Source organism: uncultured Nocardioides sp., from assembly GCF_947488025.1.
Taxonomy (GTDB): Bacteria; Actinomycetota; Actinomycetes; order Propionibacteriales; family Nocardioidaceae; genus Nocardioides.
On sequence record NZ_CANKYS010000004.1, the window covers coordinates 63,685 to 90,124 of the forward strand.

At 72.3% G+C, this 26,440-nt stretch carries 25 protein-coding genes; 8 read left to right on the forward strand and 17 right to left on the reverse strand.

The features are described 5' to 3' along the window. Nucleotides 1-9 precede the first annotated feature (9 nt). The 3 genes from Q1B24_RS09035 to Q1B24_RS09045 form a co-directional block, all read right to left on the reverse strand. Nucleotides 10-1,074 (reverse strand): LLM class flavin-dependent oxidoreductase, encoded by a 1,065-nt coding sequence (locus Q1B24_RS09035; protein WP_299926601.1) that lies wholly within the window; start codon nucleotides 1,072-1,074, stop codon nucleotides 10-12. A gap of 184 nt (nucleotides 1,075-1,258) precedes the next feature. Continuing rightward, on the reverse strand, nucleotides 1,259-2,758 hold the full coding sequence (locus Q1B24_RS09040) for a DEAD/DEAH box helicase (RefSeq protein WP_299926604.1): 1,500 nt from the start codon (nucleotides 2,756-2,758) through the stop codon (nucleotides 1,259-1,261). A 193-nt stretch (nucleotides 2,759-2,951) separates the two neighbouring features. Continuing rightward, nucleotides 2,952-3,779, reverse strand: coding sequence for a metalloregulator ArsR/SmtB family transcription factor (locus tag Q1B24_RS09045; protein ID WP_299926607.1), 828 nt, complete (start codon nucleotides 3,777-3,779; stop codon nucleotides 2,952-2,954). Nucleotides 3,780-3,868: 89 nt separating this feature from the next. Between Q1B24_RS09045 and Q1B24_RS09050 the strand changes: the two genes are divergently transcribed. Together Q1B24_RS09050 and Q1B24_RS09055 are read left to right on the forward strand one after the other, a co-directional pair. Further along, the gene (locus Q1B24_RS09050; RefSeq protein ID WP_299926610.1) at nucleotides 3,869-5,221 is read left to right on the forward strand and encodes an NAD(P)-binding protein; all 1,353 of its coding nucleotides are present in this window, start codon (nucleotides 3,869-3,871) and stop codon (nucleotides 5,219-5,221) included. After that, entirely contained in the window at nucleotides 5,218-6,432 is a 1,215-nt protein-coding gene (locus Q1B24_RS09055; protein ID WP_299926613.1) for an MFS transporter, read from the forward strand. The genes Q1B24_RS09050 and Q1B24_RS09055 overlap by 4 nt, the downstream gene beginning before the upstream one ends. A gap of 7 nt (nucleotides 6,433-6,439) precedes the next feature. Here the strand turns inward: Q1B24_RS09055 and Q1B24_RS09060 are convergent, their stop codons facing one another. From Q1B24_RS09060 to Q1B24_RS09070, 3 genes are read right to left on the reverse strand one after another with little or no spacing between them, the layout of a single operon-like run. Next, the gene (locus tag Q1B24_RS09060) at nucleotides 6,440-6,913 is read right to left on the reverse strand and encodes a heat-shock protein HtpX (protein WP_299926616.1); all 474 of its coding nucleotides are present in this window, start codon (nucleotides 6,911-6,913) and stop codon (nucleotides 6,440-6,442) included. Beyond that, complete coding sequence (arsB, locus tag Q1B24_RS09065) at nucleotides 6,910-8,034, reverse strand: ACR3 family arsenite efflux transporter (RefSeq protein WP_299926620.1); 1,125 nt, start codon at nucleotides 8,032-8,034, stop codon at nucleotides 6,910-6,912. Before arsB ends, Q1B24_RS09060 begins: the two co-directional genes overlap by 4 nt. Continuing rightward, entirely contained in the window at nucleotides 8,031-8,420 is a 390-nt protein-coding gene (locus tag Q1B24_RS09070) for a metalloregulator ArsR/SmtB family transcription factor (protein WP_299926623.1), read from the reverse strand. The genes arsB and Q1B24_RS09070 overlap by 4 nt, the downstream gene beginning before the upstream one ends. Before the next feature lie 87 nt (nucleotides 8,421-8,507). On the opposite strand from Q1B24_RS09070, the gene Q1B24_RS09075 reads away from it, so the two are divergent. Further along, nucleotides 8,508-9,203, forward strand: coding sequence for an arsenate reductase ArsC (locus Q1B24_RS09075; protein WP_299926626.1), 696 nt, complete (start codon nucleotides 8,508-8,510; stop codon nucleotides 9,201-9,203). Continuing rightward, the gene (locus Q1B24_RS09080; protein ID WP_299926630.1) at nucleotides 9,193-10,302 is read left to right on the forward strand and encodes an ArsO family NAD(P)H-dependent flavin-containing monooxygenase; all 1,110 of its coding nucleotides are present in this window, start codon (nucleotides 9,193-9,195) and stop codon (nucleotides 10,300-10,302) included. Before Q1B24_RS09075 ends, Q1B24_RS09080 begins: the two co-directional genes overlap by 11 nt. Nucleotides 10,303-10,309: 7 nt before the next feature. Here Q1B24_RS09080 and Q1B24_RS09085 read toward each other — a convergent pair whose 3' ends face one another. The 9 genes from Q1B24_RS09085 to Q1B24_RS09125 all read right to left on the reverse strand — a co-directional run bounded on the left by Q1B24_RS09085 (nucleotide 10,310) and on the right by Q1B24_RS09125 (nucleotide 19,605). Then, the gene (locus Q1B24_RS09085) at nucleotides 10,310-11,344 is read right to left on the reverse strand and encodes a LacI family DNA-binding transcriptional regulator (RefSeq protein ID WP_299926633.1); all 1,035 of its coding nucleotides are present in this window, start codon (nucleotides 11,342-11,344) and stop codon (nucleotides 10,310-10,312) included. Between the two features lie 10 nt (nucleotides 11,345-11,354). Then, the gene (locus Q1B24_RS09090; protein ID WP_299926636.1) at nucleotides 11,355-12,827 is read right to left on the reverse strand and encodes a GH1 family beta-glucosidase; all 1,473 of its coding nucleotides are present in this window, start codon (nucleotides 12,825-12,827) and stop codon (nucleotides 11,355-11,357) included. Then, nucleotides 12,824-13,642, reverse strand: coding sequence for a carbohydrate ABC transporter permease (locus Q1B24_RS09095; RefSeq protein ID WP_299926639.1), 819 nt, complete (start codon nucleotides 13,640-13,642; stop codon nucleotides 12,824-12,826). The genes Q1B24_RS09090 and Q1B24_RS09095 overlap by 4 nt, the downstream gene beginning before the upstream one ends. Continuing rightward, entirely contained in the window at nucleotides 13,639-14,667 is a 1,029-nt protein-coding gene (locus tag Q1B24_RS09100) for a carbohydrate ABC transporter permease (RefSeq protein ID WP_299926642.1), read from the reverse strand. The genes Q1B24_RS09095 and Q1B24_RS09100 overlap by 4 nt, the downstream gene beginning before the upstream one ends. A gap of 30 nt (nucleotides 14,668-14,697) precedes the next feature. Beyond that, nucleotides 14,698-15,261, reverse strand: coding sequence for an extracellular solute-binding protein (locus Q1B24_RS09105; RefSeq protein ID WP_299926645.1), 564 nt, complete (start codon nucleotides 15,259-15,261; stop codon nucleotides 14,698-14,700). Next, complete coding sequence (locus Q1B24_RS09110) at nucleotides 15,258-15,980, reverse strand: extracellular solute-binding protein (RefSeq protein ID WP_299926650.1); 723 nt, start codon at nucleotides 15,978-15,980, stop codon at nucleotides 15,258-15,260. The genes Q1B24_RS09105 and Q1B24_RS09110 overlap by 4 nt, the downstream gene beginning before the upstream one ends. 247 nt (nucleotides 15,981-16,227) lie before the next feature. After that, the gene (locus tag Q1B24_RS09115) at nucleotides 16,228-17,676 is read right to left on the reverse strand and encodes an NAD(P)/FAD-dependent oxidoreductase (protein ID WP_299926653.1); all 1,449 of its coding nucleotides are present in this window, start codon (nucleotides 17,674-17,676) and stop codon (nucleotides 16,228-16,230) included. A gap of 52 nt (nucleotides 17,677-17,728) precedes the next feature. After that, complete coding sequence (locus tag Q1B24_RS09120; RefSeq protein ID WP_299926656.1) at nucleotides 17,729-18,460, reverse strand: glutamine amidotransferase; 732 nt, start codon at nucleotides 18,458-18,460, stop codon at nucleotides 17,729-17,731. Beyond that, nucleotides 18,457-19,605: a CaiB/BaiF CoA-transferase family protein gene (locus tag Q1B24_RS09125; protein ID WP_299926659.1), complete on the reverse strand. Its 1,149-nt coding sequence runs from the start codon at nucleotides 19,603-19,605 to the stop codon at nucleotides 18,457-18,459. The genes Q1B24_RS09120 and Q1B24_RS09125 overlap by 4 nt, the downstream gene beginning before the upstream one ends. A 201-nt stretch (nucleotides 19,606-19,806) precedes the next feature. On the opposite strand from Q1B24_RS09125, the gene Q1B24_RS09130 reads away from it, so the two are divergent. Next, nucleotides 19,807-20,367 (forward strand): PadR family transcriptional regulator, encoded by a 561-nt coding sequence (locus tag Q1B24_RS09130; RefSeq protein WP_299926662.1) that lies wholly within the window; start codon nucleotides 19,807-19,809, stop codon nucleotides 20,365-20,367. A 1-nt stretch (nucleotide 20,368) separates the two neighbouring features. After that, nucleotides 20,369-22,408: an NADPH-dependent 2,4-dienoyl-CoA reductase gene (locus tag Q1B24_RS09135; RefSeq protein ID WP_299926665.1), complete on the forward strand. Its 2,040-nt coding sequence runs from the start codon at nucleotides 20,369-20,371 to the stop codon at nucleotides 22,406-22,408. 10 nt (nucleotides 22,409-22,418) lie between these two features. Here Q1B24_RS09135 and Q1B24_RS09140 read toward each other — a convergent pair whose 3' ends face one another. Continuing rightward, nucleotides 22,419-22,865, reverse strand: a complete 447-nt coding sequence (locus tag Q1B24_RS09140) for a CBS domain-containing protein (RefSeq protein WP_299926668.1) — start codon at nucleotides 22,863-22,865, stop codon at nucleotides 22,419-22,421. A gap of 157 nt (nucleotides 22,866-23,022) precedes the next feature. Between Q1B24_RS09140 and Q1B24_RS09145 the strand changes: the two genes are divergently transcribed. Further along, the gene (locus tag Q1B24_RS09145) at nucleotides 23,023-24,708 is read left to right on the forward strand and encodes a long-chain-fatty-acid--CoA ligase (RefSeq protein WP_299926671.1); all 1,686 of its coding nucleotides are present in this window, start codon (nucleotides 23,023-23,025) and stop codon (nucleotides 24,706-24,708) included. A 48-nt stretch (nucleotides 24,709-24,756) separates the two neighbouring features. Next, complete coding sequence (gene heR, locus Q1B24_RS09150; RefSeq protein WP_299926674.1) at nucleotides 24,757-25,533, forward strand: heliorhodopsin HeR; 777 nt, start codon at nucleotides 24,757-24,759, stop codon at nucleotides 25,531-25,533. Here the strand turns inward: heR and Q1B24_RS09155 are convergent. Next, on the reverse strand, nucleotides 25,489-26,436 hold the full coding sequence (locus Q1B24_RS09155) for an SPFH domain-containing protein (RefSeq protein ID WP_299927209.1): 948 nt from the start codon (nucleotides 26,434-26,436) through the stop codon (nucleotides 25,489-25,491). The two genes, heR and Q1B24_RS09155, sit on opposite strands and share 45 nt — an antisense overlap. Nucleotides 26,437-26,440 lie beyond the last annotated feature (4 nt).

Genomic DNA, 26,440 nt, shown 5'->3' on the forward strand with positions numbered 1-26,440 from the left:
TGCGCCAGCCTAGGAGCCCGCCAACAGCGCGCGGACCCGCGGGATCACTTCCTCGCCGTAGAGGCGCACCGACTCCAGCCGCTGCTCGTGCGGGAGCGAGCCGACGGAGTACTTGAGCTGGAAGCGGGAGAGGCCCAGCGTCCGGACCGCCCAGGCGATCTTCTGGGCCACGGTCTCGGGCGAGCCGACGAAGAGCGCGCCCTGCGCGGAGGCGGCCTGCTCGAACTGGATGCGGGAGTACGGCGGCCAGCCGCGCTCGCGGCCGATGCGGGTGAAGACCTCGGCCTGGTGCGGGTAGAGCTGCTCGCGAGCCTCGTCGTCGGTGGCCGCGACGTGCCCCGGGGAGTGCATGCCGATCGGCAGCTCGGGGAGCTCCATCCGGCCGAGGGCCTCGCGGTAGAGGTCGGCGAACTGGACGAAGCCCGCCGGCGACCCGCCGATGACCGCCAGCATGAGCGGCATGCCGTACTGCGCCGCACGCACCACCGACTGCGGGGTGCCGCCGACGCCGATCCAGGCGGGCAGGCGGCCGGCGGCGGTGGTCGGGTAGACCCGCTGGCCGGTCAGCGGGGGACGGACGCTGCCCTCCCACGACACGGGGCCCTCGGCCTGGAGCGCGGCGAAGAGGTCGAGCTTCTCGGCGAAGAGCCGGTCGTAGTCCGACAGCTCGAGCCCGAAGAGGCCGAACGACTCGACGAACGAGCCGCGGCCGAGCTGCACCTCGGCGCGACCGTCGCTGACCGCGTCGAGGGTGGCGAAGCGCTGGTAGACCCGGATCGGGTCGTCGGAGGACAGCACCGTCACTCCCGTGCCGAGCCGGATCCGCTCGGTCTGCCCCGCGATCGCCGCGAGCACGACGTCGGGTGCGGAGATGGCGTAGTCGGGGCGGTGGTGCTCGCCCAGGCCGAGGTAGTCGACGCCCACCCGGTCCGCGAGCACGGCCTCCGCGACGACCTCGCGGAGGGTCTGCGGGTGGTTGCCGGGAGCGCCGTCGAGCGGAGCGTCGCCGAACGTGTCGAGCCCGAGCGTGGGGTGCTCGCGGGTGCCGAGCACGGAGAAGTCGAAGTCAGCCATCGGTTCCAGTCCTCCAGGTTGGTTGAAGGGTGAACCATCGTTGCGGGCGCGACATTCCACGCCTTCGACGCGCCACACCGCTGGTCGAGGAGGTCGCGCAGCGACCGTCACGAGACCGGGTCTCGTGACAGGCGCCAGGGCGCCTTCCTCGACCAGCGGTGGTGAGGCTCAGGTGGGACGAGGGTCAGCGACCGCGGCTGAACGACGACGCGCTGTGCGCGCGGCCGCCAGCCGACTGCCCGGCAGACTGACCGCCGCCGCTGCGACGACGCCCGCCGCCCTGGCCGCCGCCCTGGCCGCCACCCTGGCCGCCGCCGCCGGAGCGACGCCGCTGGCCACCACCGGTGGAGGACCCGCTGGGGGTCTCGCTGGTGTAGCTGGTCGGGTTGCCGCGACGCGACTGGCCGTTGGTCTGGCCCTGGCTGCGGGCGCGCTTGCGCTGGGCGTTCGCGCCGGTGGAGCGACGACCGCCGCCACCACCGCCGGTCGAGGCGGGCGCCTCGACGACGAGGCCGCCGGGGAGGCTGCGCACACCGGGAGCGAGCTGCTCGAGCATCGCGTGGCCGGGGCCGTTGACCTTGGTCGTGGTCGCCTTGATGCCGGCCTGACGGGTCAGGTCGCGCACGTCGCGCTGCTGCTCGTCGGTCATCAGGGTGATCACGGTGCCCTCGTTGCCGGCGCGAGCCGTACGGCCCGAGCGGTGCAGGTAGGCCTTGTGCTCGGTCGGCGGGTCGGCGTGGATCACGAGCGCCACGTCGTCGACGTGGATCCCGCGGGCGGCGATGTCGGTCGCGACCAGGGTCGTGGCCTTGCCGGAGTGGAACATCTCCATGTTGCGCGTGCGCGCGTTCTGGCTGAGGTTGCCGTGCAGGTCGACCGACGGGACGCCGCTCTTGTTGAGCTGGCGGGCGAGCGCCTTGGCGCCGTGCTTGGTGCGGGTGAAGACCACCGTGCGGCCAGGCGCGCTGGCGAGGTCCACCAGGACCGGCACCCGCTGCTCGCGGCTGAGGTGGAGGACGTGGTGCTGCATGCTCGCGACCGGGGACTGCGCCGAGTCGGCCTCGTGCGTCTTGGGCTGGCTGAGGTAGCGCTTGACCAGGACGTCGATCGCCTTGTCGAGGGTCGCGGAGAACAGCATCCGCTGGCCCTGCTGGGGCGTCTTGTCCATGATCCGGCGCACGCCGGGCAGGAAGCCGAGGTCGGCCATGTGGTCGGCCTCGTCGAGGATGGTGACCTCGATGTTGGAGAGGTCGGCGTAGCCCTGGCCCATCAGGTCCTCGAGGCGACCGGGGCAGGCGATGACGATGTCGACGCCCTTCTTGAGCGCGGTGACCTGCGGGTTCTGGCCGACGCCGCCGTAGACGACGACGGTCGACAGGCCGGCGGCCTTGGCCAGCGGGAGGAGCGAGGCCTGGATCTGGCCGACGAGCTCGCGGGTCGGCGCGAGGATCAGCGCGCGCGGCTTGCGCGGCATCGCGGGCAGCTTGCTCGCGTCGAGGCGGGCGACCAGCGGCAGCAGGAAGGCGTACGTCTTGCCGGAGCCGGTGCGGCCGCGGCCGAGCACGTCGCGCCCGGCGAGGCTGTCGGGCAGCGTCGCGGCCTGGATGGGAGTGGGAGTGGTGATGCCCTGCTGCGTCAGGATCTGCGCAAGCGAGGAGGGCACGCCGAGTTCGGCGAAGTTCATGTGAGTTGCTTTCGGTTGGCGTCTCGCCACCGTGAGCCGCTGGCCCGGGGGCGATGAGCGGCGTACGTGCCTCAGAAGTGAGGAAAGATCCCGAGGGACCTGCGTCCGGGGCAAGACCGGCCGGACGTCTGTGACCCCAACGCTAGTGGGACTGGTGGTGTTCGCGCGAATCCCTCGCCGTGTGGGGCGCGTCTCAGTCGCCCTCGCGCCGCCGCTCGAGCAGGACGGTGTCACGCCACACCCCGTCGAGCTGGGCGATGCGTGTGCGGACGGCAAGGGTGCGGTAGCCGGCCGAGCGGTGCAGGGCCAGGCTGGCGCGGTTCTCCGGGAAGATCGAGGTCTGGAGCGTCCACAGGCCCGCCCGGTCGGCCTCCGTCACCTGCGTGAACAGCAGCGCCTTGCCGACCCCCCGGCCGCGGGCCGCCTCGGCGACGTAGACCGAGCTCTCGCCCACACCGGAGTAGCACTCCCGCGACGACACCGACGTGATCGCCGTCCAGCCGACCACCTGCCCGTCGAGCTCGGCGACCCACGACAGGTCAGGCAGCCAGCGCGCGCGCATCTGCTCGGCGGTGGGCACCTGGGTCTCGAAGGTGGCGTTGCGGGTCGCGAGCCCCTCCGCGTAGATGTCGAGGACCGCCGGAAGGTCGGCATCGACCGTCGGGCGGGTGGTCACGTCGGTCGGCAGGTCCTCCGGGCAGCACGGCAGCGAGGACAGCGTGCCCATGACCACGTCGGCCGCGTGCGGGAGACCGGTGCAGCAGGCGACGTCGACCGAGACCATGCTCGAGGTGCCGACCTTGTCGACGACCACGAAGCCCACCTTCCTGAGCAGCTCGACGTGGTGGGAGCACGTGGACTGGCTGATCCCGAGGGCAGCCGCGAGGTCGCCCACCCTCATGGTGCCCGCGCCCGAGGTGGACAGGGTGTGCAGCAGCCGCACCCGCGTGGGGTCGGCCAGCACGGAGAACCACTCCGCGTAGTGGTCTGCGTCGTCCCGGGTCAGCGCTTGCGCCGTCATGCGACGAGAATACCTTGCCTTCATCGATATCGATCGATACAGTCACTTCATCGACGTCCGTCGATATGTGACCTGATCAGGAGACCGCCATGCAGCACCCCGTCGTCATCATCGGAGCCGGCCCGATCGGTCTGGCCGCCGCCGCCAACGCCGCCGAGCGGCGGATGCCCTTCCTCGTCCTCGAGGCCGGCGCGGACGCGGGCGCCACCGTCGGCGAGTGGGCGCACGTCCGCCTCTTCTCCTCGTGGGCGGAGCTCATCGACCCCGCGGCCCGACGCCTCCTGGAGGCGACCGGCTCGTGGACCGCCCCCGACGACGCCGCCTATCCCACGGGGGGCGAGTGGCGCTCCGCCTACCTGCAGCCGCTCGCCGACCTGCTCGCGACCGTTCACGGGGGCGAGGTCCGCTACCGCAGCCGCGTGGTGGGCGTCGGCCGCTCCGGGCGCGACCTGATGGTCGACTCCGGACGGGAGGCGGACCCCTTCGCCGTGCACACCGACGGCCCCTCGGGTCCCGAGCGAATCCTCGGCAGCGCCGTCGTGGACGCCTCGGGCACCTGGACCCGACCCAACCCGCTGGGCGCCGACGGCTACCCGGCACTCGGCGAGACCGCGCACGCCGACCGCCTGACCTACGGCATCCCCGACCTCCGCGACCCGGCTGTCGCAGCGACGTACGCCGGCAAGCACGTCGCCGTCGCCGGCAAGGGCGCGTCGGCGCAGGGCGTCCTCGTCGGGCTGGCCCGGCTCGCCGAGGCGCACCCCGGCACCCGTGTCTCGTGGCTGCTGCGCCGACCCTCCGTGGGTGACGCGTTCGGCGGCGGTGACAACGACCAGCTCGAGCAGCGCGGCAAGCTCGGCCAGGACGCGAAGGCTGCAGCCACCGGTGGCCTGGTGACCGACGTGACGCAGTTCCGCACCGAGTCCGTCACCGCCCAGGCCGACGGGCGCCTCACCCTCACCTCGATCGACGGCCAGCAGGTCACCGACGTCGACGAGGTCATCGTCGTCACCGGCTTCCGCCCCGACCTCGGCTTCCTCTCCGAGGTCCGGCTCGACCTCGACCCCGCGCTCGGCGCCGCGCGCGTGCTGGCGGAGCAGATCCACCCCGACCACCACAGCTGCGGCGACGTCGCGCCGCACGGCTACCGCGAGCTCGCCCAGCCCGAGCAGGACCTCTACCTGGTCGGGATGAAGTCCTACGGCCGGGCTCCGTCCTTCCTGGCCATGACCGGCTTCGAGCAGGTCCGCTCCGTCATGGCCGCGCTCGACGGCGACCTCGAGGCCGCCGGGCGGGTCGAGCTGGTCCTCCCCGAGACCGGGGTGTGCAACGGGGCCGGTGCCTTCGACGACCCCGACGCGGTGAGCGACGCCGGCGGCGGATGCTGCGGCGCGCCCGCCGTCGAGCCGCAGCTCGTCACGCTGGGCCGCTCCGGCCGGTGACGTACGCCGTGCAGCCCGGCGCCCTCGACGCGACCGGGCTGCGGCAGGTCGTCGCCGTGCTCAGCACGGTCCAGATCGTCTCGTGGGGCGTCCTCTACTACGCCTTCGCGGCCCTGCAGTCCTCCATCACCGCCGACACCGGCTGGTCGGGCGTGGCTGTCACGGGTGCGTTCTCGCTGTCCCAGTTCGTCGCGGGCGGCGCAGGCATCTGGGTCGGCCGGCACATCGACGCCGTCGGACCGCGGCGGGTGATGACGGCGGCGTCGCTCGTGGCCGTCCCCGGGGTGGGCGCCGTGGCGCTGGCACCCACCCTCGGCGTCTTCTACCTGGGCTGGGTCCTGGTCGGAGTCGCGATGGCCGGCGCGCTCTACCCGCCGGCCTTTGCCGCGCTGACTCGCTGGGCCGGAGCCCGTCGGGTCCGCGCGCTCACGACCCTCACCCTCGTCGCCGGACTGGCAAGCACCGTCTTCGCGCCGCTCGCCTCGGTCCTCGACGACGCGCTCGGCTGGCGCCAGGCCTACCTGGTCCTCCTCGGCGGCCTCGTGGTCATCACCCTGCCGCTGCACTGGTGGGGGCTCGACCATCCGTGGCGCGCCGCCCACCACCCCGCCCATCACGTCGAGCGATCCGACACGGTCGCCGCCGTCTCCCGCAGCACCCCCTTCGTGCTCCTGGCCGCGGCGAACGCCCTCACCGCACTGGCGGTCTTCGCGGTGGTCATCAACCTGGTGCCCATGCTGGTCGAGGCCGGCATGAGCCGGAACCTCGCGGCGGTGGCCCTCGGGCTCGGCGGCGTCGGGCAGGTCCTGGGCCGCCTCGGCTACGCCCGGTTCGCCGCGACGACCTCCGTGACGTCCCGCGGCGTGATCGTGCTCGCCGGGGTCGCCCTCACCACAGCAGCCCTGGCGCTCGCCCCCGCGTCGAGCGGCCTCCTGATCGGCATCGGGATGGCGCTCGGCCTGGCCCGGGGCGTCTACACCCTCGTGCAGGCCACCGCGGTCACCGACCGGTGGGGACCCGCGTCGTACGGCGCCCTCAACGGCATCCTGACCGCGCCGGCGTTGGTCGCCGGAGCGGCAGCGCCCTTCGCGGGCGCGATGCTGGCGGACCTGCTCGGCTCGTACGCCGATGCCTTCCTCGTGCTCGCAGGCCTCGCCGCGGTCGCCGCGGTGCTCATGGCGTACGCCACCCCGCGCGCGGCACGCGCCTGAGCCCGGCTCAGGCCTCGGTCAGCACCGACGGGGGCAGCTCGATGTCGGGCACCAGCTCGACCAGCAGGTCGCGAACGCGGCCGTCGAGGTCGGCGATGATCGCGCGCACGGTGGCCTCGTCCTGCCCGCCGGGGTCGGCGACCGGCCAGTCGACGTAGCGCACACCGGGCACGTAGGGGCACTCCTCGCCGCAGCCGAGGGTGATGGCCATGGTGCTGGCGGCGACCGTCTCCCGGGTCAGGAGCGTGGGCCGCTCGCGGGACGTGTCGAGGCCGAGCTTCTCCAGCACGGCGGCGACCTCGGGGTGGATGTGGTCGCCGGGCTGGGTGCCGGCGGAGTGGGCGACGACCCGACCGCCCGCGTAGTGCTCGGTGAGCACCCGGCTGATCACGGAGCGACCGCCGTTGCGGACGCACGCGAAGACGACCTGCGGCGTGGTGTCGGCGGCGTCGCTGGTGGCGGATGGGGTGGTGCTGGTCATCGGGTGGCTCCTGGGTCGGGGACGGTGGGTGCGGGGCTCGGGGGGTCACGGAAGAACCGCCGAGCCCAGAGGCTGACGTAGACGAGGGCCACCAGTGCCGGGACCTCGATCAGGGGACCGACCACGCCGGCCAGGGCCTGGCCGGAGGTCACGCCGAAGACACCGATGGCCACCGCGATGGCGAGCTCGAAGTTGTTGCCGGCGGCGGTGAACGAGACCGCGGTGGCGCGTGGGTAGTCGAATCCGAGGAGGTGGGTCAGCAGCATCGAGCCGCCCCACATCAGGACGAAGTAGGCCAGGAGCGGGACGGCGATGCGCGCCACGTCGAGCGGCTGGCTGGTGATGGTGTCGCCCTGCAGCGCGAACAGCAGGACGATCGTGAACAGCAGGCCGTAGAGGGCGGCGGGCCCGATCCGGGGCAGGAACGTCGACTCGTACCACTCCCTGCCCTTGGCCCGCTCCCCGAGCGTGCGGGTGAGGAAGCCGGCGAGCAACGGGATGCCGAGGAAGACGAGGACGGACTTCGCGATCCCCCACACCGAGACGTCGAGCGCCGTCTGCTCGAGACCGAGCCAGCCGGGCAGGACCTGGAGGTAGAAGTAGCCGAGGAAGGCGAACGCCAGGATCTGGAAGACGGCGTTGATGGCCACGAGGATCGCGGCGGCCTCCCGGTCACCGCAGGCGAGGTCGTTCCAGATCAGCACCATCGCGATGCAGCGGGCGAGCCCCACGATGATGAGCCCGGTGCGGTAGTCCGGCAGGTCGGGCAGGAGGAGCCAGGCGAGGGCGAACATCAGCGCGGGCCCCACCACCCAGTTGAGGAGGATCGAGGCGCCGAGCATGCGCCGGTCGCTGGTGACGTGGCCCAGCTCGTCGTAGCGGACCTTGGCCAGGACCGGGTACATCATGACCAGCAGGCCGATCGCGATCGGCAGCGACACCGACCCGACCTCGACCGCGGCGAGCGCGTCGTCGAGCCCGTCGACCGTCCTTCCGAGGAGGAGCCCGACGGCCATCGCGACGCCGATCCACACCGGCAGGAACCGGTCGAGGGTCGAGAGCCGCTGGAGGACGGGGTCGGTCGCAGCGGCGGGTGCCGTCTCGCCGACGGTGTCACTCATGCGCCCGCCCCGGCCAGGGTCGGCGCCGCCGCTGCGGCGAAGAGGCTGCCGAGGGCGTGCATCGCCTCGGGGCGGGCGATGTAGTAGACCCACGTGCCGCGCTTCTTCCGGTGGAGGAGACCGGCGTCGTGCAGCACCTTGAGGTGGTGGCTGATGGTGGGCTGCGAGAGGTCGAAGTAGGGCAGCAGGTCGCACACGCACGCCTCGCCGCCCTCGTGGGACAGCACGAGTGACAGCAGTCGCAGTCGGGCGGGATCGGCGACCGCCTTGAGCATCGACGCCGCGCCGGCCGCCTGCTCGACCGTGATCGGCTCGCGGGCGAGGGGCACGCAGCACGCGAGCCCGTCGGCGGTGGAGGGGACGCAACGGTCCGGTGACTTCGACATGTGTCTATGTTGACAGACGTCGATGCGGTGCGCCACCTTGGGAACCACGACATCGACCGATGTCGATATTGCTCCTGGAGGTCCGCCATGCCCCCGTCCCCGACCGATCCGGCTCTGGACCCGACCGTCTCAGGCGGACACCGCGACGCGATGGCCTCGGCGAGGACAGCGCTCCTCGAGGAGTTCGCCGGCACCTTCGCACCCGAGACCGTCGCCGCGTGCCTGGCGGACTCCTACGCGCGGCTGCTTCCGGCGAGCATCACCGCGCACGTCCCGCTGCTCGCCCACCGGTTCGCCCGCGAGCGCCTCCGGGCGGCGACCCGCGGCAGGACGGCGTACGACGGCGGCGTGGCGCGGGCGCCGATGGTGCTGTTCGTCTGCACCGCCAACTCCGGTCGCTCGCAGCTCGCAGCCGCCCTGGTCGTGCACCGCTCCGCCGGCCTGGTCGAGGTGGCATCGGCCGGCACCTCGCCCGGCCCCGCGGTGCAGGCGGAGGTCGTGGCCGCACTGGCAGAGATCGGCATCGACGCCTCCGACCTCTTCCCCAAGCCGCTCACCGACGAGGTCGTGGCCGGCGCCGACGTCGTCGTCACCATGGGGTGCGGGGACTCCTGCCCGGTCGTGCCGGGGCGCCGCTACCTCGACTGGGGTGTCGCCGACCCGGCGGGGCAGGACCTCGACGCGGTCCGCGCGATCCGCGACAACATCGACGCCCGGGTGACCGGGCTGCTCGCCGGACTGCGTGGCCCACGCGGGGCGTACCTTGCCCCTCATGCCCCCTGAACCCGTCGACGTCGAGGTCGCCGTCGTCGGTGGAGGTCAGGCCGGGCTGGCCACCGGCTTCTACCTCAGGCGGGCCGGGCTCGCGCCGGGGCGCGACCTCGTCGTCCTCGACGCGGCGGACCGACCGGGCGGTGCGTGGCCCCGCACCTGGGACGGGCTGCGCCTCTTCTCCCCGGCCGGCTACTCCTCCCTCCCCGGCTGGATGATGCCGCCGTGGGACGACGCGACCCGCGGCTACCCGCCCCGCGACCACGTCGTCGACTACCTGACGCGCTACGAGCAGCGCTACGACCTCCGCGTGCTGCGTCCGCGCCGGGTCGAGGCGGTGACCCGGGCCGACGACGACCCCGACGGCCGGCTGCTCGTCACGGCCGGCGACCGCTCCTGGGCCGCGCGGGCCGTGGTGTCCGCGACGGGCACCTGGGAACGGCCGTTCTGGCCGACCTACCCCGGGATGCGGACGTACGCCGGCCGGCAGCTGCACGCCGCCGACTACCGGGTCCCCGACGACTTCGCGGGCCAGCGGGTCGTGGTCGTGGGCGGCGGCAACTCCGCCGCCCAGGTGCTGGCCGAGGTGTCGACCGTCGCGCAGACCACGTGGGTCACCGCGCGGGAGCCGCGGTTCCTGCCCGACGACGTGGACGGCCGGGTCCTCTTCGCGACGGCGCGCGAGCGGATCGCCGCGCTGGAGCAGGGCCGCGAGCACGCCGGGGTCGCGGGCCTGGGGGACATCGTCATGGTCGCGAGCGTCAAGGAGGCGCGCGACCGAGGTGTGCTGCGGGCCCGCCCCGCGTTCAGCCGCCTCGACCGCGACGGCGTCGTGTGGGCCGACGGGTCCCGCCAGGACTGCGACGCCGTCATCTGGTGCACCGGCTTCCGACCCGCCCTGCGCCACCTGCAGCCGCTCCGGCTCCACACCCGTGACGGCCACGTGCGCGTCGGTGGCCCGTCAGGGACGGCCGCCCTCGACGAGCCCCGGCTCCACCTCGTCGGCTACGGCGACTGGACCGGCCCGGCGTCCGCCACCCTGGCGGGCGTCGGACCGTCGGCGAGGGCCACCGCCGCCACGATCGAGCAGCGGATCTCGTCCCCGGCCTGACCGGGATTCAGGCGCTGCCGCGCCGCACGAGCGTCGGCGGGATGATCACCCGCATCGGACGGCTGGAGGCGGGGTCGTCGACGCGCTCGAGCAGCAGCCGGGTCGCGCGCTCGGCCATCTCGGTGACCGGCTGCCGGACGGTGGTCAGGGCCGGAGAGGTGCGCTCGGCGACGCCGAGGTCGTCGAAGCCGACGACAGCGATGTCGTCGGGGACCCGGCGACCGAGCTCGGCGAGCACCCGCAGGGCGCCGGCGGCCATCAGGTCGGAGGCCACGACCAGGCCGTCCAGGTCGGGGTGGCGCTCCATGAGGGCGCGCGCCGCGGCCTCGCCGCTGGCCTCGGTGAAGTCCCCGTGCTCGACCGCGTCGGCGGGAAGGCCGGCGGCCGACACCGCCTGTCGCCACCCGGCGAGCCGGTCCTCGGCAGCAGTCATGTCGGCGGGTCCGGCGATGGTGCCGATGCGGGTGCAGCCGCGCGCGAGCAGCGCCTCGGTCGCCTCGCGCTCCCCCGCCACGTTGTCCACGTCGACGTACGCCACCCGGTCGCCGCCGGTCCACGGACGACCGCCGAAGACGCAGGGCAGGCCGATGTCGGCGAGGTGCTCGGCGAGCCGGTCGTCGCGGTGGTGGGACGTGACCAACGCACCGTCGACGTGCCGGTTGGTGAGGTAGCGCAGGGTCCGTGCCGTCGACGCGCCCGGTCTCGCGAGCAGGAGCACCAGCTGGATGTCACGCTCGGCGAGGACCCGGTTGACGCCGCGCAGGGTGCCGGCGAAGAACGGGTCGGAGAAGACCCGGTCGTCGGGCTCGGGCACGACCACGGCGATCGAGTCCGTACGCCGTGTGACGAGGCTGCGGGCCGCCGGGTTGGGGACGTAGCCGAGCGTGCGCACCGCCGTGTCGACGGCCGACTGGGCGCGCGCGCTCACCCGCTGGCCGCCGTTGATCGCGCGCGAGGCCGTGGCCCGGGAGACACCGGCGACCCGGGCCACCTCGTCGAGGGTGGGCTGACCCGCGCCGGCCGGGGTGCGCGAAGTGGTCACGCGCGACACGCTAGTCGGCCGCGTCCTCCGGCGCTGGCAGGACGCCGGTGCGGGCCAGCTCGGCGTACCAGTGGGCGCTCGACTTGGGCGTACGACGCTGGGTGGCGTAGTCGACGTGGACGAGGCCGAAGCGCTTGGCGTAGCCGAAGGCCCACTCGAAGTTGTCGCAGAACGACCACTGGTAGAACCCGCGGACGTCGACGCCCTCCTCGATCGCCCGGTGCACAGCGCGCAGGTAGGAGTCGAGGAACGCGATCCGGTCGGGGTCGTGCACCCGCCCCTGCTCGTCGAGCCGGTCGTCGAAGGCGGCGCCGGTCTCGGTGAGGTGGATCGGGAGGTGGGGGTAGTCGTCGTGGAGGCGGCGCAGCAGCCGGTGGAGGCCCTCGGGCTGGATCTCCCACCCCATGGCGGTCAGCGGGAGCCCGCGGCTGGGGAAGGTGACGTGCTCCGAGCCCGGGAAGGGCGAGAGCGCGACCCGGGCGGGGTGGTCGGCACCGATGCCGACGACGTCCGTGCGCGGGTGACCCGAGACCTCGTTGCCGTGGTAGTAGTTCACGCCCAGCACGTCGATCGGGGCCGAGATGACGTCGAGGTCGCCGTCGCGCACCGCGTCGAGCCAGGGCCGGTCCTGCCAGGTGAGCCCGGCGGTGTCCTCGAGCACGTCGGCCGGGTAGGCGCCCCGGAAGATCGGGTCGAGGAAGAACCGGTTGTGGAGGCCGTCGATCCGCCGCGCGGCGTCGACGTCGACCGGATCGGCTGGGTCGCTCGGGTCGGGCACCGTGAGGTTGAGGCTCAGCCCCAGCCGGTCGGCGCCGCGGCTGCGCAGCTCCTGGGTCGCGAGGCCGTGGGCGAGCAGCAGGTGGTGGCCCGCGACCAGGCCGGCCGCCCCCTCCTGCCGCCCCGGGGCGTGGTGTCCCGCGGAGTAGCCGAGGAACGCCGAGCACCACGGCTCGTTGAGCGTGGTCCACGTCGGCACCCGGTCGCCGAGCGCCTCGTGCACCGAGACGGCGTACTCGACGAAGCGGTGCGCGGTGTCGCGGTTGGTCCAGCCGCCGGCGTCCTCGAGGACCTGCGGCAGGTCCCAGTGGTAGAGCGTCAGCCACGGCGCGATCCCGTGGGAGAGCAGCTCGTCGACGAGCCGGTCGTAGAACGCGAGGCCGGCGGGGTTCACCGGTCCGGCGTCGGGGCGCACGCGCGGCCACGCCACCGAGAAGCGGTACGACGTCGCGCCGAGGTCGGCGAGCAGCGCCACGTCGGCGGGCATGCGGTGGTAGTGCTCGCAGGCCACGTCGCCGGTGTCGCCGCCGAGCACGGCACCGGGGATGCGGGAGAAGGTGTCCCAGATCGACGGCGTACGTCCGTCCTCGGCGACGGCCCCCTCGATCTGGTAGGACGCGGTCGCCATGCCCCACACGAAGTCGGGCGGGAACTGGACGGTGGTGGCCGGGCTGGTCCCGGTCGTGGTCGTGGTCTGCACGCTCATCCCTTGACTGCTCCTTGCATGATGCCGGCGACCATCTGGCGGCCGGTGAGGACGAAGAGGACCAGCAGCGGGATCGTCGACAGCGTGGCGCCGGCGAGGACGAGGCTGTAGTCGACGTAGTAGCCGCTCTGCAGCTGCTGGAGGGCGATCTGGACGGTCGGGTTGCTGGCGGGCAGCACGATCAGCGGCCAGAAGAAGTCGGTCCACGTGGCCATGAAGGTGAACAGCCACAGGATCCCGGCGGCCGGACGCGCCGCCGGCAGGGCGACGGTCCAGAAGGTGCGGAAGAGCGAGCACCCGTCGACCCGCGCCGCGTCGATCAGCTCGTCGGGGAGGGCGTCGAGGAGGTACTGCCGCATGAAGAAGACGCCGAACGCGGTCACCAGGCTCGGCACGATCAGCGCCCACAGCGAGCCGACCCAGCCGAGCTTGGCCATCACGATGAAGAGCGGGATGACGCCGAGCTGGGTGGGGACGGCCAGGGTCGCCACGACGAAGACGAGCATCGGCGTGCGCCCGCGGAAGGTGAGCTTGGCGAACGCGAACCCCGCGAGGGTGGAGAAGAAGACGACCGACGTCGCGACCGTGCCGGACACGATCAGGCTGTTGCCGAGCGCCTTCCAGAAGGGTACGGCGTCGAACGCGCGCTGGGCGTTGTCCCAGAAGTGGCCGCCGGGAAGCAGCGGCGGCACCCGCTTGGTCAGCACCTCGCGGCTGTGGGAGCCGACGAGGAAGGACCAGTAGAGCGGTGCGCACGAGCCGAGCACGAACGCGGTCAGCAGGCCGTAGACGAAGAAACCTGGTCGGCGGTTCACCGGCGTGCTCCCTTCAGAGGTGCGGACCGTCGGTGGTGCCCCTTCAACGTCCCGGCCCGTCGGCTGACGAGCAGGCTGACGAGCGCGAAGACGACGATGATGAGGAACAGCAGCCACGCCACCGCCGAGGCCATGCCGAGGTCGCGGACCCGCCAGCCGAGCTCCCAGAGGTACATCGTGAGCGTCTGGTACTGCCGGTCGGAGCCGCCGAGGCCCTGGGTGTCGAAGAGCCGCGGCTCGGCGAAGATCTGCAGCCCGCCGATGGTGGAGGTGATGATCACGAAGATCACGGTCGGCCGGATCATCGGCACGGTGATGGAGGTGAACTGCCGGATCCGCCCGGCGCCGTCGAGGGCGGCCGACTCGTAGACGTCGCGCGGCACGGCCTGCATCGCGGCGAGCAGGATGAGCGCGTTGTAGCCGGTCCAGCGCCAGTTGACCATCGACGCGATCGCGACGTGGCTGGCGAGGGTGTCGACGTGCCAGCGGATCGGCTCGAGCCCGATCCAGGTGATCACCTCGTTGGCCAGGCCGTAGCGGTCGCCGAAGACGTTGCCGAAGATCAGGGCCACGGCCGCCGGCGCGACCACGAACGGCAGCAGCACGCTCATCCGCCACAGCGTCCGCGCCCGCAGCTGCGTGTCGAGCAGGCCGGCGAGCGCGAGGGCGATCAGCACCTGCGGGATCGAGGAGAGCAGGAAGATGCTGATCGTGTTGCGCAGCGCGTTCCAAAAGTAGCGGTCCTCCAGGACCCGGCGGTAGTTCTCGAGGCCGGTGAAGTCGCCCTGCCCGGACAGCAGGCCCCACTGGTGCACCGACACCCATGCCGTGTAGCCGAGCGGGAACATCCCGACCACGAGGAACAGCACGAAGAACGGCGAGACGAAGAGGTAGGGCGAGACCTTGGCGTCGAGCATCGAGAGCCGCTGCCGCCAGGCGGGTCGTCGTACGACGTCACGCCGCGGCTGTCGTGGCCGGTCCCCCGTCGGAGACACCGAGGCACCGGTGTCCCCGACGGGCTTCACGGCATTGGAACCTGCCTCCATCGCCGTGGCTCAGCCCAGCCGCTCGACGTCGGCGAGGAAGGAGTCCCAGGCCTCGTCGGCCGACTCCTTGCCCTCGTCGACGCGCTGGATGGCCTGCTGGAACGCCGTGTTGATGTCGGCGAACTTCGGACCCTTGTGGGCGATGAAGGGCACCGCCTCGGCGCGGTCGGCCAGGATCTGGCCCGTCGGGGCGCCGTTGAAGAACTCGTTGGTCGACCCGGTCAGCGCCGGGTCGGTCAGGGCGTCGACCTGGCTCGGGAACGTGCCCTTCGCCTCGAACGCCTTGATCTGCTGCTCCGGAGCGGTCAGCCACTTGGCCAGCTCCTGGGCCTCCTCGACGTTGTCACCCTGCGCCGGGACGGTCAGGTAGGAACCGCCCCAGTTGCCGCCGCCGCCGGGGAAGACGTTGGCGATGTCCCAGCCCTCGACGCCGTCGGCGTTGCCCTCGATGACGCCGAGCATCCAGCCCGGGCAGGCCATGGTGGCGAAGCCGTCGTTCTGGAAGGAGGCGGTCCAGTCCTCGCTCCACTGCACGAGGTTGGTGGAGAGTCCCTCCTCGGACAGCGAGGTCACGGTGTCGAAGACCTCCTTGACCTCCGGGTTGTCCGCGGCGATGACGGTGTTGTCCTCGTCCTCGAAGGAGTACTCGACCTGGTTGACATGGCCTGCGCGGTCGCGCCGGAGGAGTCGTACCAGGCGACGTCGGGGACCTTATTGACGAACTGGCGACCGGCCTCGAAGTAGTCGTCCCAGCTGCCGAACATCTGCGCGACCTTCTCGCGGTCGGTGGGCATGCCGGCCTTCTCGAACAGGTCGGACCGGTAGCAGATGCCCTCCGGGCCGATGTCGGTGCCGTAGCCGATCAGGGCCCCGTCGGGCGTCGTCGCGGCCTCGGTCTTCCAGTCGAGCCAGCGACCCTCGACCTCGGGGTCGGAGAGGTCGGTGAAGGCGTCGGACTGCTCCATGAGCGCGGACCACCAGTCGACCTCGATCGCCTCGATGTCGGAGAGACCCGACCCGGCGGCGAGCTTGGTGTAGAGGTTGTCCTGGTGCTCGTTGGCCGTGCCGGCCTTCTTCTGCTCGACGACGACGTCGTCCTGCATCGCGTTGTACTCCTCGATGAGCTCCTCGTAGCCGAACTCGTTGAAGGTCGCGACGGTGAGCTTGGTCTTGCCGTCCGCGGTCGCGCCGTCGTCGTCACCGCCGCCGCACGCGGCCGCGGTCGTTGCCAGGGTGAGCGCCAAGATCGCGCTCGAGGCGAGTCGGAATCGCCGGGTCTTCGATGTCTGCACCACTGCACTCCTGCCGTCCTGCGGGGCGCCGGGCTGGTTGCCGGCCGGAAGGTGGACGTCAGCGGTGTGAGAGCGCTTCCACTTGCGTCCGGCAGCAACTATGACCGGCGTCACATCAACCTGTCAACGGTCGGGGCGTGGATCGTCCCCGAAATGTGGGAGCGCTTCCATTCGAGACGCGAGCGGACGTCATGGGAAAGCGAGGTTCGAACCGCGGAATTCCATGACGTCCCGGGCATTCGCGACGTCAGGACCAGCGGAGTACGCCGTCGTCGAGCGGCGCGCGACGGATGGTCCGCGCGTCGTGGAGGTAGCTCTGCTTGAGCGTCCAGGGGGCGCGGGTGCCCTGGCGCGGGAGCGTGTGGACGACGCGCTGGACGTAGCCGGCGTCGAAGTCCATCAGCGGGACCTCCTCGACGTCGGGGTCGCGCACCGGCACGACCGACCGGGTGCCGGTGGCCCGCAACCGCTGCAGCAGCCGGACGACGTACTCCGCGACAAGGTCGGCCTTGAGCGTCCACGAGGCGTTGGTGTAGCCGATGGTGAAGGCGAAGTTGGGGACTCCCGAGAGCATCATCGCCCGGTAGGCCATGGTGCTGCTCGGCTCGACCCGCTCGCCGTCCACGCTCAGCTCGGCGCCGCCGAAGACCTGGAGGTTGAGGCCGGTCGCGGTGACGACGACGTCGGCCTCGAGCCGCTCCCCCGACTCCAGCTCCAGCCCGGTCTCGGTGAAGGTGGCGATGCGGCCGGTGACGACGTCGGCGCGGCCGTCCGTGATGGCCCGGAAGAGGTCGCCGTCGGGCACCAGGCACATCCGCTGGTCCCACGGGTCGTAGGTCGGCCTGAAGTGGGTGTCGACGGCGTAGCCGGGCGGGAGCTGGGCGACGTTGGTCCTGCGGACGAGGCCGCGCACCAGGTCGGGGCGGCGCCGGCTGGCGCGGTAGAGCGCGGACTGCAGCGCGATGTTCTTCCACCGCGTCGCGACGTAGGACCGCTCCTCCCCGACGAGCCTGGTCAGCCGGCCCTTCACCTTGTCCTTCGCCGGCACGGAGAGGACGTACGTCGGTGAGCGCTGCAGCATCGTGACGTGCGCGGCGCCGCTGCTGGCGAGGGCGGGGACGAGGGTCACGGCCGTGGCGCCCGAGCCGATGACGACGATCCGCTTGCCCTTGTGGTCGAGGTCGTCGGGCCAGTGCTGGGGGTGGACGACCTGTCCGCGGAAGCGCTCCTGGCCCTCGAAGTGCGGCGTGTGGCCCGCGTCGTAGTCGTAGTAGCCGCTGCACGCCCACAGGAAGTCGGCGGTCATCGCGCGCTGCTCGCCGGCGACCTCCGCGACGACCGTCCAGCGCGCGGTGGTCGAGTCCCAGTCGGCCGAGACGACGCGGTGGCCGTGGCGGACGTGCCGATCGACGCCGTACTCCCGGGCCGTGTCGCGCAGGTAGTCGAGGATCGAGGCGCCGTCGGCGAGCGCGGTGTCGCCGCGCCACGGCCGGAACCGGTAGCCCAGGGTGTGCATGTCGGAGTCGGACCGCACCCCCGGGTAGCGGAACAGGTCCCACGTCCCGCCGCTGACCTCGCGCCGCTCCAGGACGGCGTACGACGTCCCCGGCAGGTCCTTGGCGAGGTGGGCCGCCGCTCCGATGCCCGACAGGCCCGCCCCGATGATCAGCACGTCCACGTGCTCGGCACTCGTCACGCCTCGAGCCTAGGTCAGTCGAGGGCGGAATGTAACTGCGAGTTACCCCCGGTCAGCGCGCGTGGAGCTCCACGAAGCGGGCGAGCAGCCGCACCGGCTCGGTCACCAGCGCCTCGCGCGCGGCGGCCTTGAGCTGCTCCTGCTCGTGCGGCTCGTAGTAGCCGTGGGCGCTGTAGGCGTCGATCCGGTCGCAGATCGCGACCGGGTCGAGCTCGGGGTGGAACTGGGTGGCGTACACGTTGCGGCCGATCCGGAAGGCGTGGACCGGGCAGGTGTCGGTCGAGGCCAGCAGCACCGCCCCGTCGGGCAGCCGGGCCACGGCCTCCTTGTGGCCGAGGTAGGCCGCGAACTCCGCCGGCAGGGCGCCGAAGAGCGGGTCGGTGCGGCCCTCCTCGGTGAGCCGCACCGGCAGCGCGCCGATCGGCTCGCCGTAGGTCCGGTCGACCACGCCTCCGTCCAGGGTGCCGAGCACGCCGATGCCGTAGCAGGCGCCGAGGAACGGGACGTCCGCCTCGACCACGCGTACGGCGAGGGCGTGCAGCTCGGCCTCCGCGCGCCGCTGGGCCGGCGACTTCGCGTCGTCGGGGTCCGACATGTTGAAGGGGCCGCCGCCCAGGATGATGCCGGACCAGTCGTCGAGGTCGACGTCTCCGAGGGGGCGCTCCTCCAGGCGCACCCGCACCAGCTCGTCGGGTCGCAGGCCGCAACCGGCGAGCACGGCGTCGTACTCCTGCTGGGCGACGTCGTCCTCGGCGCGGGTGCCGAGGAAGAGGAACGGCTTCACGCCTGCGTCGCAGCTCCGCCGGCGATGAGCGCGTCGACGTCCTCGAGGCCCCAGGCGGCAAGCGCGTCGCGGGTGTGCTCGCCCGGCAGTGCGGGCGCGCTGCGGATCGTGGAGGCGGTTCGCGAGAAGCGCGGCGCCGGGGCCGGCTGGGTGACGCCGTCGTGCTCGACGAAGGTGCCGCGCGCGGCGAGGTGCGGGTGGGCAGGCGCCTCGGCGAGGGGTACGACGGGCGCGACGCAGGCGTCCGTGCCGTCGAAGACCTCGGCCCACTCGGCCTGCGTCCGCTCCTTGAAGCGGCGGGTCAGGGCTTGCCTGATCGCACGCGAGCTGCCCGGGTCGTCGCGGTCGGGCAGCTCGACGCCGATGCGCTCGACGAGCGCGGCCCAGAACTGTGGCTCGAGCGCGGCGACGCTCACGTGCTCGCCGTCGGCGGTCTCGTAGACGTCGTACCAGGGGGTTCCGCCGTCGAGCAGGCCGGAGCGCCGCCGCCCGGTGTCGAGACCCATCGCGGCGAAGGTGGAGGCCATCGCGTTGAGGTGGGCCGTGCCGTCGACGATCGCGGCGTCGACGACCTGTCCGCGACCACTGGCGCGGGCCTCGAGGAGCGCGGCGAGGATGCCGATGACGAGGTAGGTGGAGCCGCCGCCGAAGTCCCCGAGCAGGTTGCTCGGGAAGTGCGGCCGGTCGCGGTCCTGCCCGAGGCCGTGGAGGGCGCCGGTGATCGCGATGTAGTTCATGTCGTGGCCCGCGGCCTGGCTCCACGGCCCGTCCTGGCCCCAGCCCGTCATCCGGCCGATGACCAGTCGCTCGTTGCGGGCGTGGCAGTCCTCAGGGCCCAGCCCGAGCCGCTCCATCGCCCCGGGACGCATCCCCTCGACCAGCACGTCGGCGCGTTCGACGAGCTCGAGCACCGCCTCGACCGCCTCGGGTCGCTTGAGGTCGAGCGCGACGCTCGGCCGGCCACGGTTGAGCACGTCCTTCTCCCCCATGTCGAACATCCCGCCGCCCGGGCGGTCGATGCGCAGCACGTCGGCGCCCAGGTCGGCCAGCAGCATGCACGCGTGCGGCCCCGGCCCGATGCCGGCGACCTCCACCACCCGCACGCCCCGCAGCGGCCCGGTCCCCTGCCCCAGCTCATACGTCATGCGGCTGATCATGACAGCAGCGCTGTCACCGTCGCGAGGGTCGGGGTCGCCCCCCGGGGACTCCCCGCTCGAGCGGGGAGTCCGCCACTTGGTGGGGCACACAACCCCCTCCAAGTGACGGACTACCCCCTCCAGTGCGCATCGACTGCGGGCGCCGCTCGGGGTTGCAACTCGTTGCATAGGTCGGGCACCATGGTCCGCATGGCCCTCGAGCACGCCCTCCTCGTCGCGCTGAGCGAGCGCCCGGCGAGCGGGCTCGAGCTGACCCGGCGGTTCGAGAAGTCGCTCGGCTTCTTCTGGCACGCCACCCACCAGCAGATCTACCGCGTGCTCGCGCGGATGGAGGCCGAAGGGTGGGTGCGGGTCGAGGTCGTCGCCCAGGAGGGGCGCCCCGACAAGAAGGTCCACACCCCCTCGGAGGCTGGTCGTCGCGTGCTCGCGGAGTGGCTGGCCGAACCGATGGCGATGGAGACCTTCCGGAGCGAGCTGGCGGTCAAGCTGCGCGGGGCGTCGTACGGCGACCGCGCGAGGCTGCTGGACAACCTCCGCGCCGCGCGGGCCGAGCACGCGACCCGGCTCGCGCACTACGAGCAGCTCGAGCGCGAGCAGTTCCCCGACCCCACCGACCTCACCGGGCCCGAGCTCGACCAGTGGTTGGTGCTGCGCGGCGGCATCCGCCTCGAACGCTTCTGGATCGACTGGACCACCGACTACCTGCACGCCCACGGCAGGGACCCCGAAAACGGCACGAAGAAGGACTGACATGACGCACCCCCGCTACCCCCACCTCCTCGAGCCGATCACCCTCGGTGCCGGGCCCGACGCGCTGACGCTGCGCAACCGGGTCGTCATGGGCTCGATGCACACCGGGCTCGAGGACCACCCGTGGGACATCGACAAGCTCGCGGCGTTCTTCGAGGAGCGGGCACGCGGCGGCGTCGGCCTGATCATCACGGGCGGCTACGCCCCGACCAAGCGCGGCTGGCTCAAGCCGTTCGCCAGCGAGATGACCAACCGCCTCCACGCGAAGCGGCACGAGCGGGTCACGGGTGCGGTGCACGAGGCCGGTGGCGCGATCGCGCTGCAGGTCCTGCACGCCGGCCGCTACGGCTACCACCCGTTCTCGCAGAGCGCGTCGGACAAGAAGTCGCCGATCACGCCCTTCAAGCCGAGCGCGATGTCGAGCAAGGAGGTCGACCACACCGCGACCGCCTTCGCCAAGAGCGTCGCGCTCGCCCGCAAGGCCGGCTACGACGCCGTCGAGATCATGGGCTCCGAGGGCTACCTCATCAACCAGTTCCTCGCCGCCCGCACCAACGACCGCGACGACCAGTGGGGTGGCTCGCCCGCGCGCCGGATGCACTTCGCCGTCGAGGTCGTACGCCGCTCGCGCGAGCTGGTCGGCCCCGACTTCCCGATCGTCTACCGGATCTCCCTGCTCGACCTCGTCGAGGGCGGGCAGACCTGGGAGGAGGTCGCCGAGCTCGCGCTGCACCTGCAGGCCGCCGGCGTCACCGTCTTCAACACCGGCATCGGCTGGCACGAGGCGCGGGTGCCGACGATCATCACGCAGGTCCCCCGCGGCGCCTGGCGCTCGCACACCGCCCGCCTCAAGGAGGTCGTCGACGTCCCGGTCTGCGCCTCCAACCGGATCAACACCCCCGAGCTCGCCGAGGACATCCTCGCGGCCGGGGAGGCCGACCTGGTCTCGATGGCGCGCCCGCTGCTGGCCGACCCGGCCTTCGTCGCCAAGGCGATGGACGAGCGCGCCGACGAGATCAACACCTGCATCGCCTGCAACCAGGCCTGCCTCGACCACGTCTTCAGCAACGAGCGGGCCTCCTGCCTGGTCAACCCGCGCGCCTGCCACGAGACCGAGCTGGTGCTCATGCCCGCCCTCCGCAAGCAGACCGTCGCCGTCGTCGGCGCCGGCCCCGCCGGTCTCGCCGCCGCCACGAGCGCTGCCGAGCGCGGCTTCGCAGTGACCCTCTTCGAGAAGTCGCCCGAGCTCGGCGGCCAGTTCCGCCTCGCGATGGCGGTCCCGGGCAAGGAGGACTTCGCCGACACCCTGCGCTACTTCACCCGCCGCCTCGAGGTGCTCGGCGTCGACGTACGTCTCTCGACCGCGGCGACCGCCGCCGACCTCGCCGGCTTCGACCAGGTGGTCGTCGCGACGGGCGTGCAGCCCCGCATCCCGGAGATCCCCGGCATCGACCACCCGTCCGTGGCGTCGTACGCCGACGTGCTGAGCGGCGCCGTCGTGCCGGGCAGGCGGGTTGCCGTGATCGGCGCGGGCGGCATCGGTGTCGACGTCAGCGTGTTCCTCACCCACGAGCACGAGGACCTCGACGACTGGATGGCCCACTGGGGCGTCGGCGACCCCGCGCTGCACGAGGGCGGCCTGGTCGAGGCGAAGCCGCGCACCCCGGCGCGCGATGTGACGCTGGTGCAGCGCAAGACCACACCGATCGGCATCGGCCTGGGCAAGACGTCGGGCTGGGCGCACCGCGCGGTGCTCAAGCAGTCCAAGGTCACCCAGGTCAGCGGCGCGACCTACGACCGCATCGACGACGCGGGCCTCCACGTCACCGTCGACGGCGTCCCGCGGGTGATCGAGGCGGACACGATCGTGGTCTGCGCCGGCCAGGACTCCGTGCGGGAGCTGTACGACGACCTCGACGGGTCCGGCGCCCACCTGATCGGCGGCGCCACGGTGCACCTGATCGGCGGAGCCGATGTGGCCGCCGAGCTCGACGCCAAGCGCGCGATCAAGCAGGGCACGGAGGTCGTCGCCGGGCTGTGACGCCCGGGCGTCACTCCTGGCGCACCACGACCCGGGTGCCGCTCGGGACCACGACCACGTCCTCCTCGTGGGCGGCGACGTCGACGAGGACCTCGAACAGGTCGCGCATCGAGACGAAGCCGGCGATCTCGGCACCCTGGAGCACCGGGAGGTGCCGTACCTGCGCCTCCACCATCCGCCGCGCCGTGTCGAGGATCCGGTCGTCCGGGCTGACGGTGACGAGGTCGGTGGCCATCACGTCCGCGGCCGTCACGTGGTCGGGGTTCGCCCCCTGCGCCAGGTGCTGCACGACGTCGCGCTCCGACACGACACCGACGAGGTGCCCGCCCTCGACGACGCCGAGGGCGCCGATGCCGTCGGCCGCCAGCGCCTCGGCGACCTCGAGCAGGGAGGCCTCACCGGGCACGGTCGCCACCGGCCACACCATCACCCGGGCGACCACGTCGGTGGGATGCATGCTGCGTCTGCTGCTGGTGATCACGGTGGCCTCCACTCGGCGTCTGCTGGTGACCCGAGCCTCCTCCGCGGTGGGCGCCGGCGTCAGGGGCCTTGGTCCCCGGCGGGTGGGACCGACTGCCCCTGTGGCCCGGCTCCCGGGGCGATACGTTGGCACCGTGCCGGCTCAGCAGCCCCCGTGGGCAGACTCCTACGCGCCCGGGGTGCCCCTGCACCTCGACTACGGCGACACCACGGTGCTCGACCTGTGGGAGGGCGCCGTGCGGCGGCACCCCGATCGGCCGGCGCTGGACTTCCTGGGGCGGGTCTCGACCTACGCCCAGGTGGACGACGAGGTACGCCGTGTGGCGGGCGGCCTGCACGCGATCGGCGTACGTCCCGGCGACAACGTCGCACTGGTGATGCCCAACTGCCCGCAGAACGTCATCGCCTTCTTCGCGGTGCTGCGCCTCGGGGCGACCGTCGTCGAGCACAACCCGCTCTACACCGCGTCAGAGCTGCGCCACCCGTTCGTCGACCACGGCGCCCGGGTCGCGATCGTCTGGGACAAGGTGGTGCCGGTCGTCGAGGAGCTCGTCGACGGCTCGGCCGTCGAGCACGTCGTCGCGGTCGACCTGACCACCCGGCTCCCGTGGACCAAGCGCCTCGCGCTGCGCCTGCCCGTCCCGAAGGCGCGTGCGGCCCGCGACCAGCTGACGTCCCCGGCGCCGCAGGTCATGCAGTGGTCCGAGCTGGCCTCCGGCGTGCCGCTGGACGACTCACACCCGCGGCCCCGAAAGGACGACGTCGCGCTCCTGCTCTACACCTCCGGTACGACCGGCGTGCCCAAGGGAGTGCCGCTGCGGCACCGCAACCTCGTCGCCAACGTCGTCCAGGGCCGCGCCTGGGTGTCGGGGCTCGAGGAGGGCGAGGAGTCCTTCCTGGTCGCGCTGCCGCTGTTCCACGCGTACGGCGTCACGGTGAGCGTGCTGCTCGGAGTGGCCCTGGCCGCCAAGCTGGTGCTGCTGCCCAAGCCCGAGATCGGCCTGATCATGGACGCCATCGGGCGCGAGGTGCCGAGCTTCGTGCCCGCGGTGCCGCCGCTCTACCAGCGCATCGTCGACGAGGCGGAGCGCCGCGGGGTCTCGATCCGGGGCATCCGCTACGCCCTGTCCGGGGCGATGCCGCTCCCGGCCCGGCTCGTCGAGCGCTGGGAGGCCGCCACCGGCGGGCTGCTCGTCGAGGGCTACGGCCTGACCGAGACGTCACCGGTGATCGTCGGCAACCCGATGACCAGCGCGCGGCGCCCGGGCGCGATCGGCGTGCCCTTCCCCGACGTGGAGATCCGCATCGCCGACCCCGAGGACCTCGACCGCGAGGTGCCGCAGGGCGAGCGCGGCGAGCTGCTGGTGCGCGGTCCGCAGGTCTTCTCCGGCTACCGCGGGCTCCCGGAGGAGACGGCGGCCGCCTTCCACGACGGGTGGTTCCGCACGGGGGACGTGGTGACCATGTCGCCCGACGGCTTCCTGACGATCGTGGACCGGATCAAGGAGATCATCATCACCGGCGGGTTCAACGTCTATCCCTCCGAGGTCGAGGCCGTGCTGCGCACCCACGCCGGGGTCGTCGACGTGGCGGTGGTGGGCCTGCCGCACGACGACGGTGGCGAGGAGGTCGTCGCGGCCGTCGTGCTCGTGGAGGGTGTGCCGGTGGAGCCCGACGAGCTGCGCGCGCACTCCCGCCAGGGGCTCACCCCCTACAAGGTGCCGCGGCGGGTGGTGTTCGTCGACGAGCTGCCGACCAACCCGATGGGCAAGGTCCTGCGCCGCGAGGTGGTCGAGCGGCTGCGACCGTCGCGCGACTGACCTGCCGCTCGCCCGCCGGCGCCAGCCGCGAGGCCTCATGATGGGGGCATGACCACGTCCGACGTGACCGCGACCGGTGTCGACCAAGCGTCCCTGGGGTCGTTGCGGCGCTGGAACCTCGCCCTCACCCTGCTGCACCTCGGGCAGGCGGTCGCGGTGCTCGCGCTGGCGACGGACTTCGCGATCACGATCACCCGGACGCTGCCCACGGGCCCTCCCGGTTCGGCACCGGCCTCGCCCGAGGCACTCGTCGACCTCCCGATCGGTGCCACCATCGCGGTCTTCCTCCTCCTGGCGAGCCTCGACCACCTGCTCACGGCGACCGTCGCGCGGCGCACCTACGAACGCGACCTGCGGGGCGGGATCAACCGGTTCCGCTGGGTCGAGTACTCCTTCAGCGCCACGATCATGGTGGTGCTGATCGCCCTCTACTCGGGCGTCGTCGACATCGCGGCCCTCATCGGCATCATCGGCGCCAACGTGGCGATGATCCTCTTCGGCTGGCTCCAGGAGTCGGCCAACCCGCCCGGCAGCCCGACCCGGACGATGAAGCCCTTCTGGTTCGGCTGCGTCGCAGGAGCGACGCCGTGGATCGCCATCGGCTACAACCTCGTCGCCGCCGAGGAGGTGCCCGGGTTCGTCGTCGGCATCTTCGTGTCGCTGTTCGTCTTCTTCAACAGCTTCGCGCTCAACCAGTGGCTCCAGTACCGCGGCCTCGGGCCCTGGCGGAGCTACGCGTTCGGCGAGAAGGCCTACCTCGTGCTCAGCCTGGTCGCCAAGTCAGCGCTCGCGTGGCAGATCTTCGGAGGGTCGCTGGCTTCGTAGGGCGCGGGGAGGTCGCTGCTCGGGCGTGGCCCGGTCATCGGTCGCGGGGTGTGTCCCCGCATCCCCGCCGCGATCGGCCGTGAAGGCCGACGTCACGGTCCGCATCGCCTCGCTGAGCTCGCCGGGGATCACGAAGTAGCCGTTGCCGTTCTCGGCGAGGCGCGGCAGCATCTCGAGGTACTTGTAGGCGAGCACCTGCGGGTCGGCGTCGTTGTCGTGGACGGCCTGGAAGACCCGCTCCAGCGCCCGGGCCTCGCCCTCCGCCTCCAGGATCTTGGCCTGCTGACGGCCTTCGGCAGTGAGGATCAGCGACTGCCGCTCACCCTCGGCGTGCAGGATCACCGCGCGCTTGTCGCGCTCGGCGCGCATCTGCTTCTCCATCGCCTCCTGGATGCTGCGCGGCGGGTCGATCGCCTTGATCTCCACCCGGTTGACCCGGATCCCCCACCGTCCCGTCGCCTCGTCGAGGACCTCGCGCAACCGCTCGTTGATGGTCTCGCGCGAGGTGAGCGTGCTCTCGAGGTCCATCGAGCCGATGAGGTTGCGCAGGGTGGTGACGGTCAGCTGGTCGATCGCGCGGAGGTAGTCGGTGACCTCGTACGCCGCCGCCCGCGGGTCGGTGATCTGGTAGTACAGGACCGTGTCGATGGCGACCACCAGGTTGTCCTCGGTGATCACCGGCTTCGGCTCGGACGTGTAGACGTGCTCGCGCACGTCGAGCTTGGTGTTGACCCGGTCCACCAGCGGGATGATCAGGTTCAGCCCCGGCTGGAGGGTGCGCTGGTAGCGACCGAACCTCTCGATGTTGTAGCGCCGCGCCTGCGGCACGATCCGGATCGACGAGGCCACCACGAAGGCGACCAGGGCGGCCAGCACGACCAAGGGCACCCACAACAGTTCCATCGCA

Bases quoted from the DNA above. Each gene is read 5' to 3' on its own strand.
- Q1B24_RS09035 (WP_299926601.1), bottom strand. From the start codon at position 1,074: ATGGCTGACTTCGACTTCTCCGTGCTCGGCACCCGCGAGCACCCCACG.
- Q1B24_RS09040 (WP_299926604.1), bottom strand. From the start codon at position 2,758: ATGAACTTCGCCGAACTCGGCGTGCCCTCCTCGCTTGCGCAGATCCTG.
- Q1B24_RS09045 (WP_299926607.1), bottom strand. From the start codon at position 3,779: ATGACGGCGCAAGCGCTGACCCGGGACGACGCAGACCACTACGCGGAG.
- Q1B24_RS09050 (WP_299926610.1), top strand. From the start codon at position 3,869: ATGCAGCACCCCGTCGTCATCATCGGAGCCGGCCCGATCGGTCTGGCC.
- Q1B24_RS09060 (WP_299926616.1), bottom strand. From the start codon at position 6,913: ATGACCAGCACCACCCCATCCGCCACCAGCGACGCCGCCGACACCACG.
- arsB (WP_299926620.1), bottom strand. From the start codon at position 8,034: ATGAGTGACACCGTCGGCGAGACGGCACCCGCCGCTGCGACCGACCCC.
- Q1B24_RS09070 (WP_299926623.1), bottom strand. From the start codon at position 8,420: ATGTCGAAGTCACCGGACCGTTGCGTCCCCTCCACCGCCGACGGGCTC.
- Q1B24_RS09075 (WP_299926626.1), top strand. From the start codon at position 8,508: ATGCCCCCGTCCCCGACCGATCCGGCTCTGGACCCGACCGTCTCAGGC.
- Q1B24_RS09080 (WP_299926630.1), top strand. From the start codon at position 9,193: ATGCCCCCTGAACCCGTCGACGTCGAGGTCGCCGTCGTCGGTGGAGGT.
- Q1B24_RS09090 (WP_299926636.1), bottom strand. From the start codon at position 12,827: ATGAGCGTGCAGACCACGACCACGACCGGGACCAGCCCGGCCACCACC.
- Q1B24_RS09125 (WP_299926659.1), bottom strand. From the start codon at position 19,605: ATGACGTATGAGCTGGGGCAGGGGACCGGGCCGCTGCGGGGCGTGCGG.
- Q1B24_RS09130 (WP_299926662.1), top strand. From the start codon at position 19,807: ATGGCCCTCGAGCACGCCCTCCTCGTCGCGCTGAGCGAGCGCCCGGCG.
- Q1B24_RS09135 (WP_299926665.1), top strand. From the start codon at position 20,369: ATGACGCACCCCCGCTACCCCCACCTCCTCGAGCCGATCACCCTCGGT.
- Q1B24_RS09140 (WP_299926668.1), bottom strand. From the start codon at position 22,865: ATGCATCCCACCGACGTGGTCGCCCGGGTGATGGTGTGGCCGGTGGCG.
- heR (WP_299926674.1), top strand. From the start codon at position 24,757: ATGACCACGTCCGACGTGACCGCGACCGGTGTCGACCAAGCGTCCCTG.
- Q1B24_RS09155 (WP_299927209.1), bottom strand. From the start codon at position 26,436: ATGGAACTGTTGTGGGTGCCCTTGGTCGTGCTGGCCGCCCTGGTCGCC.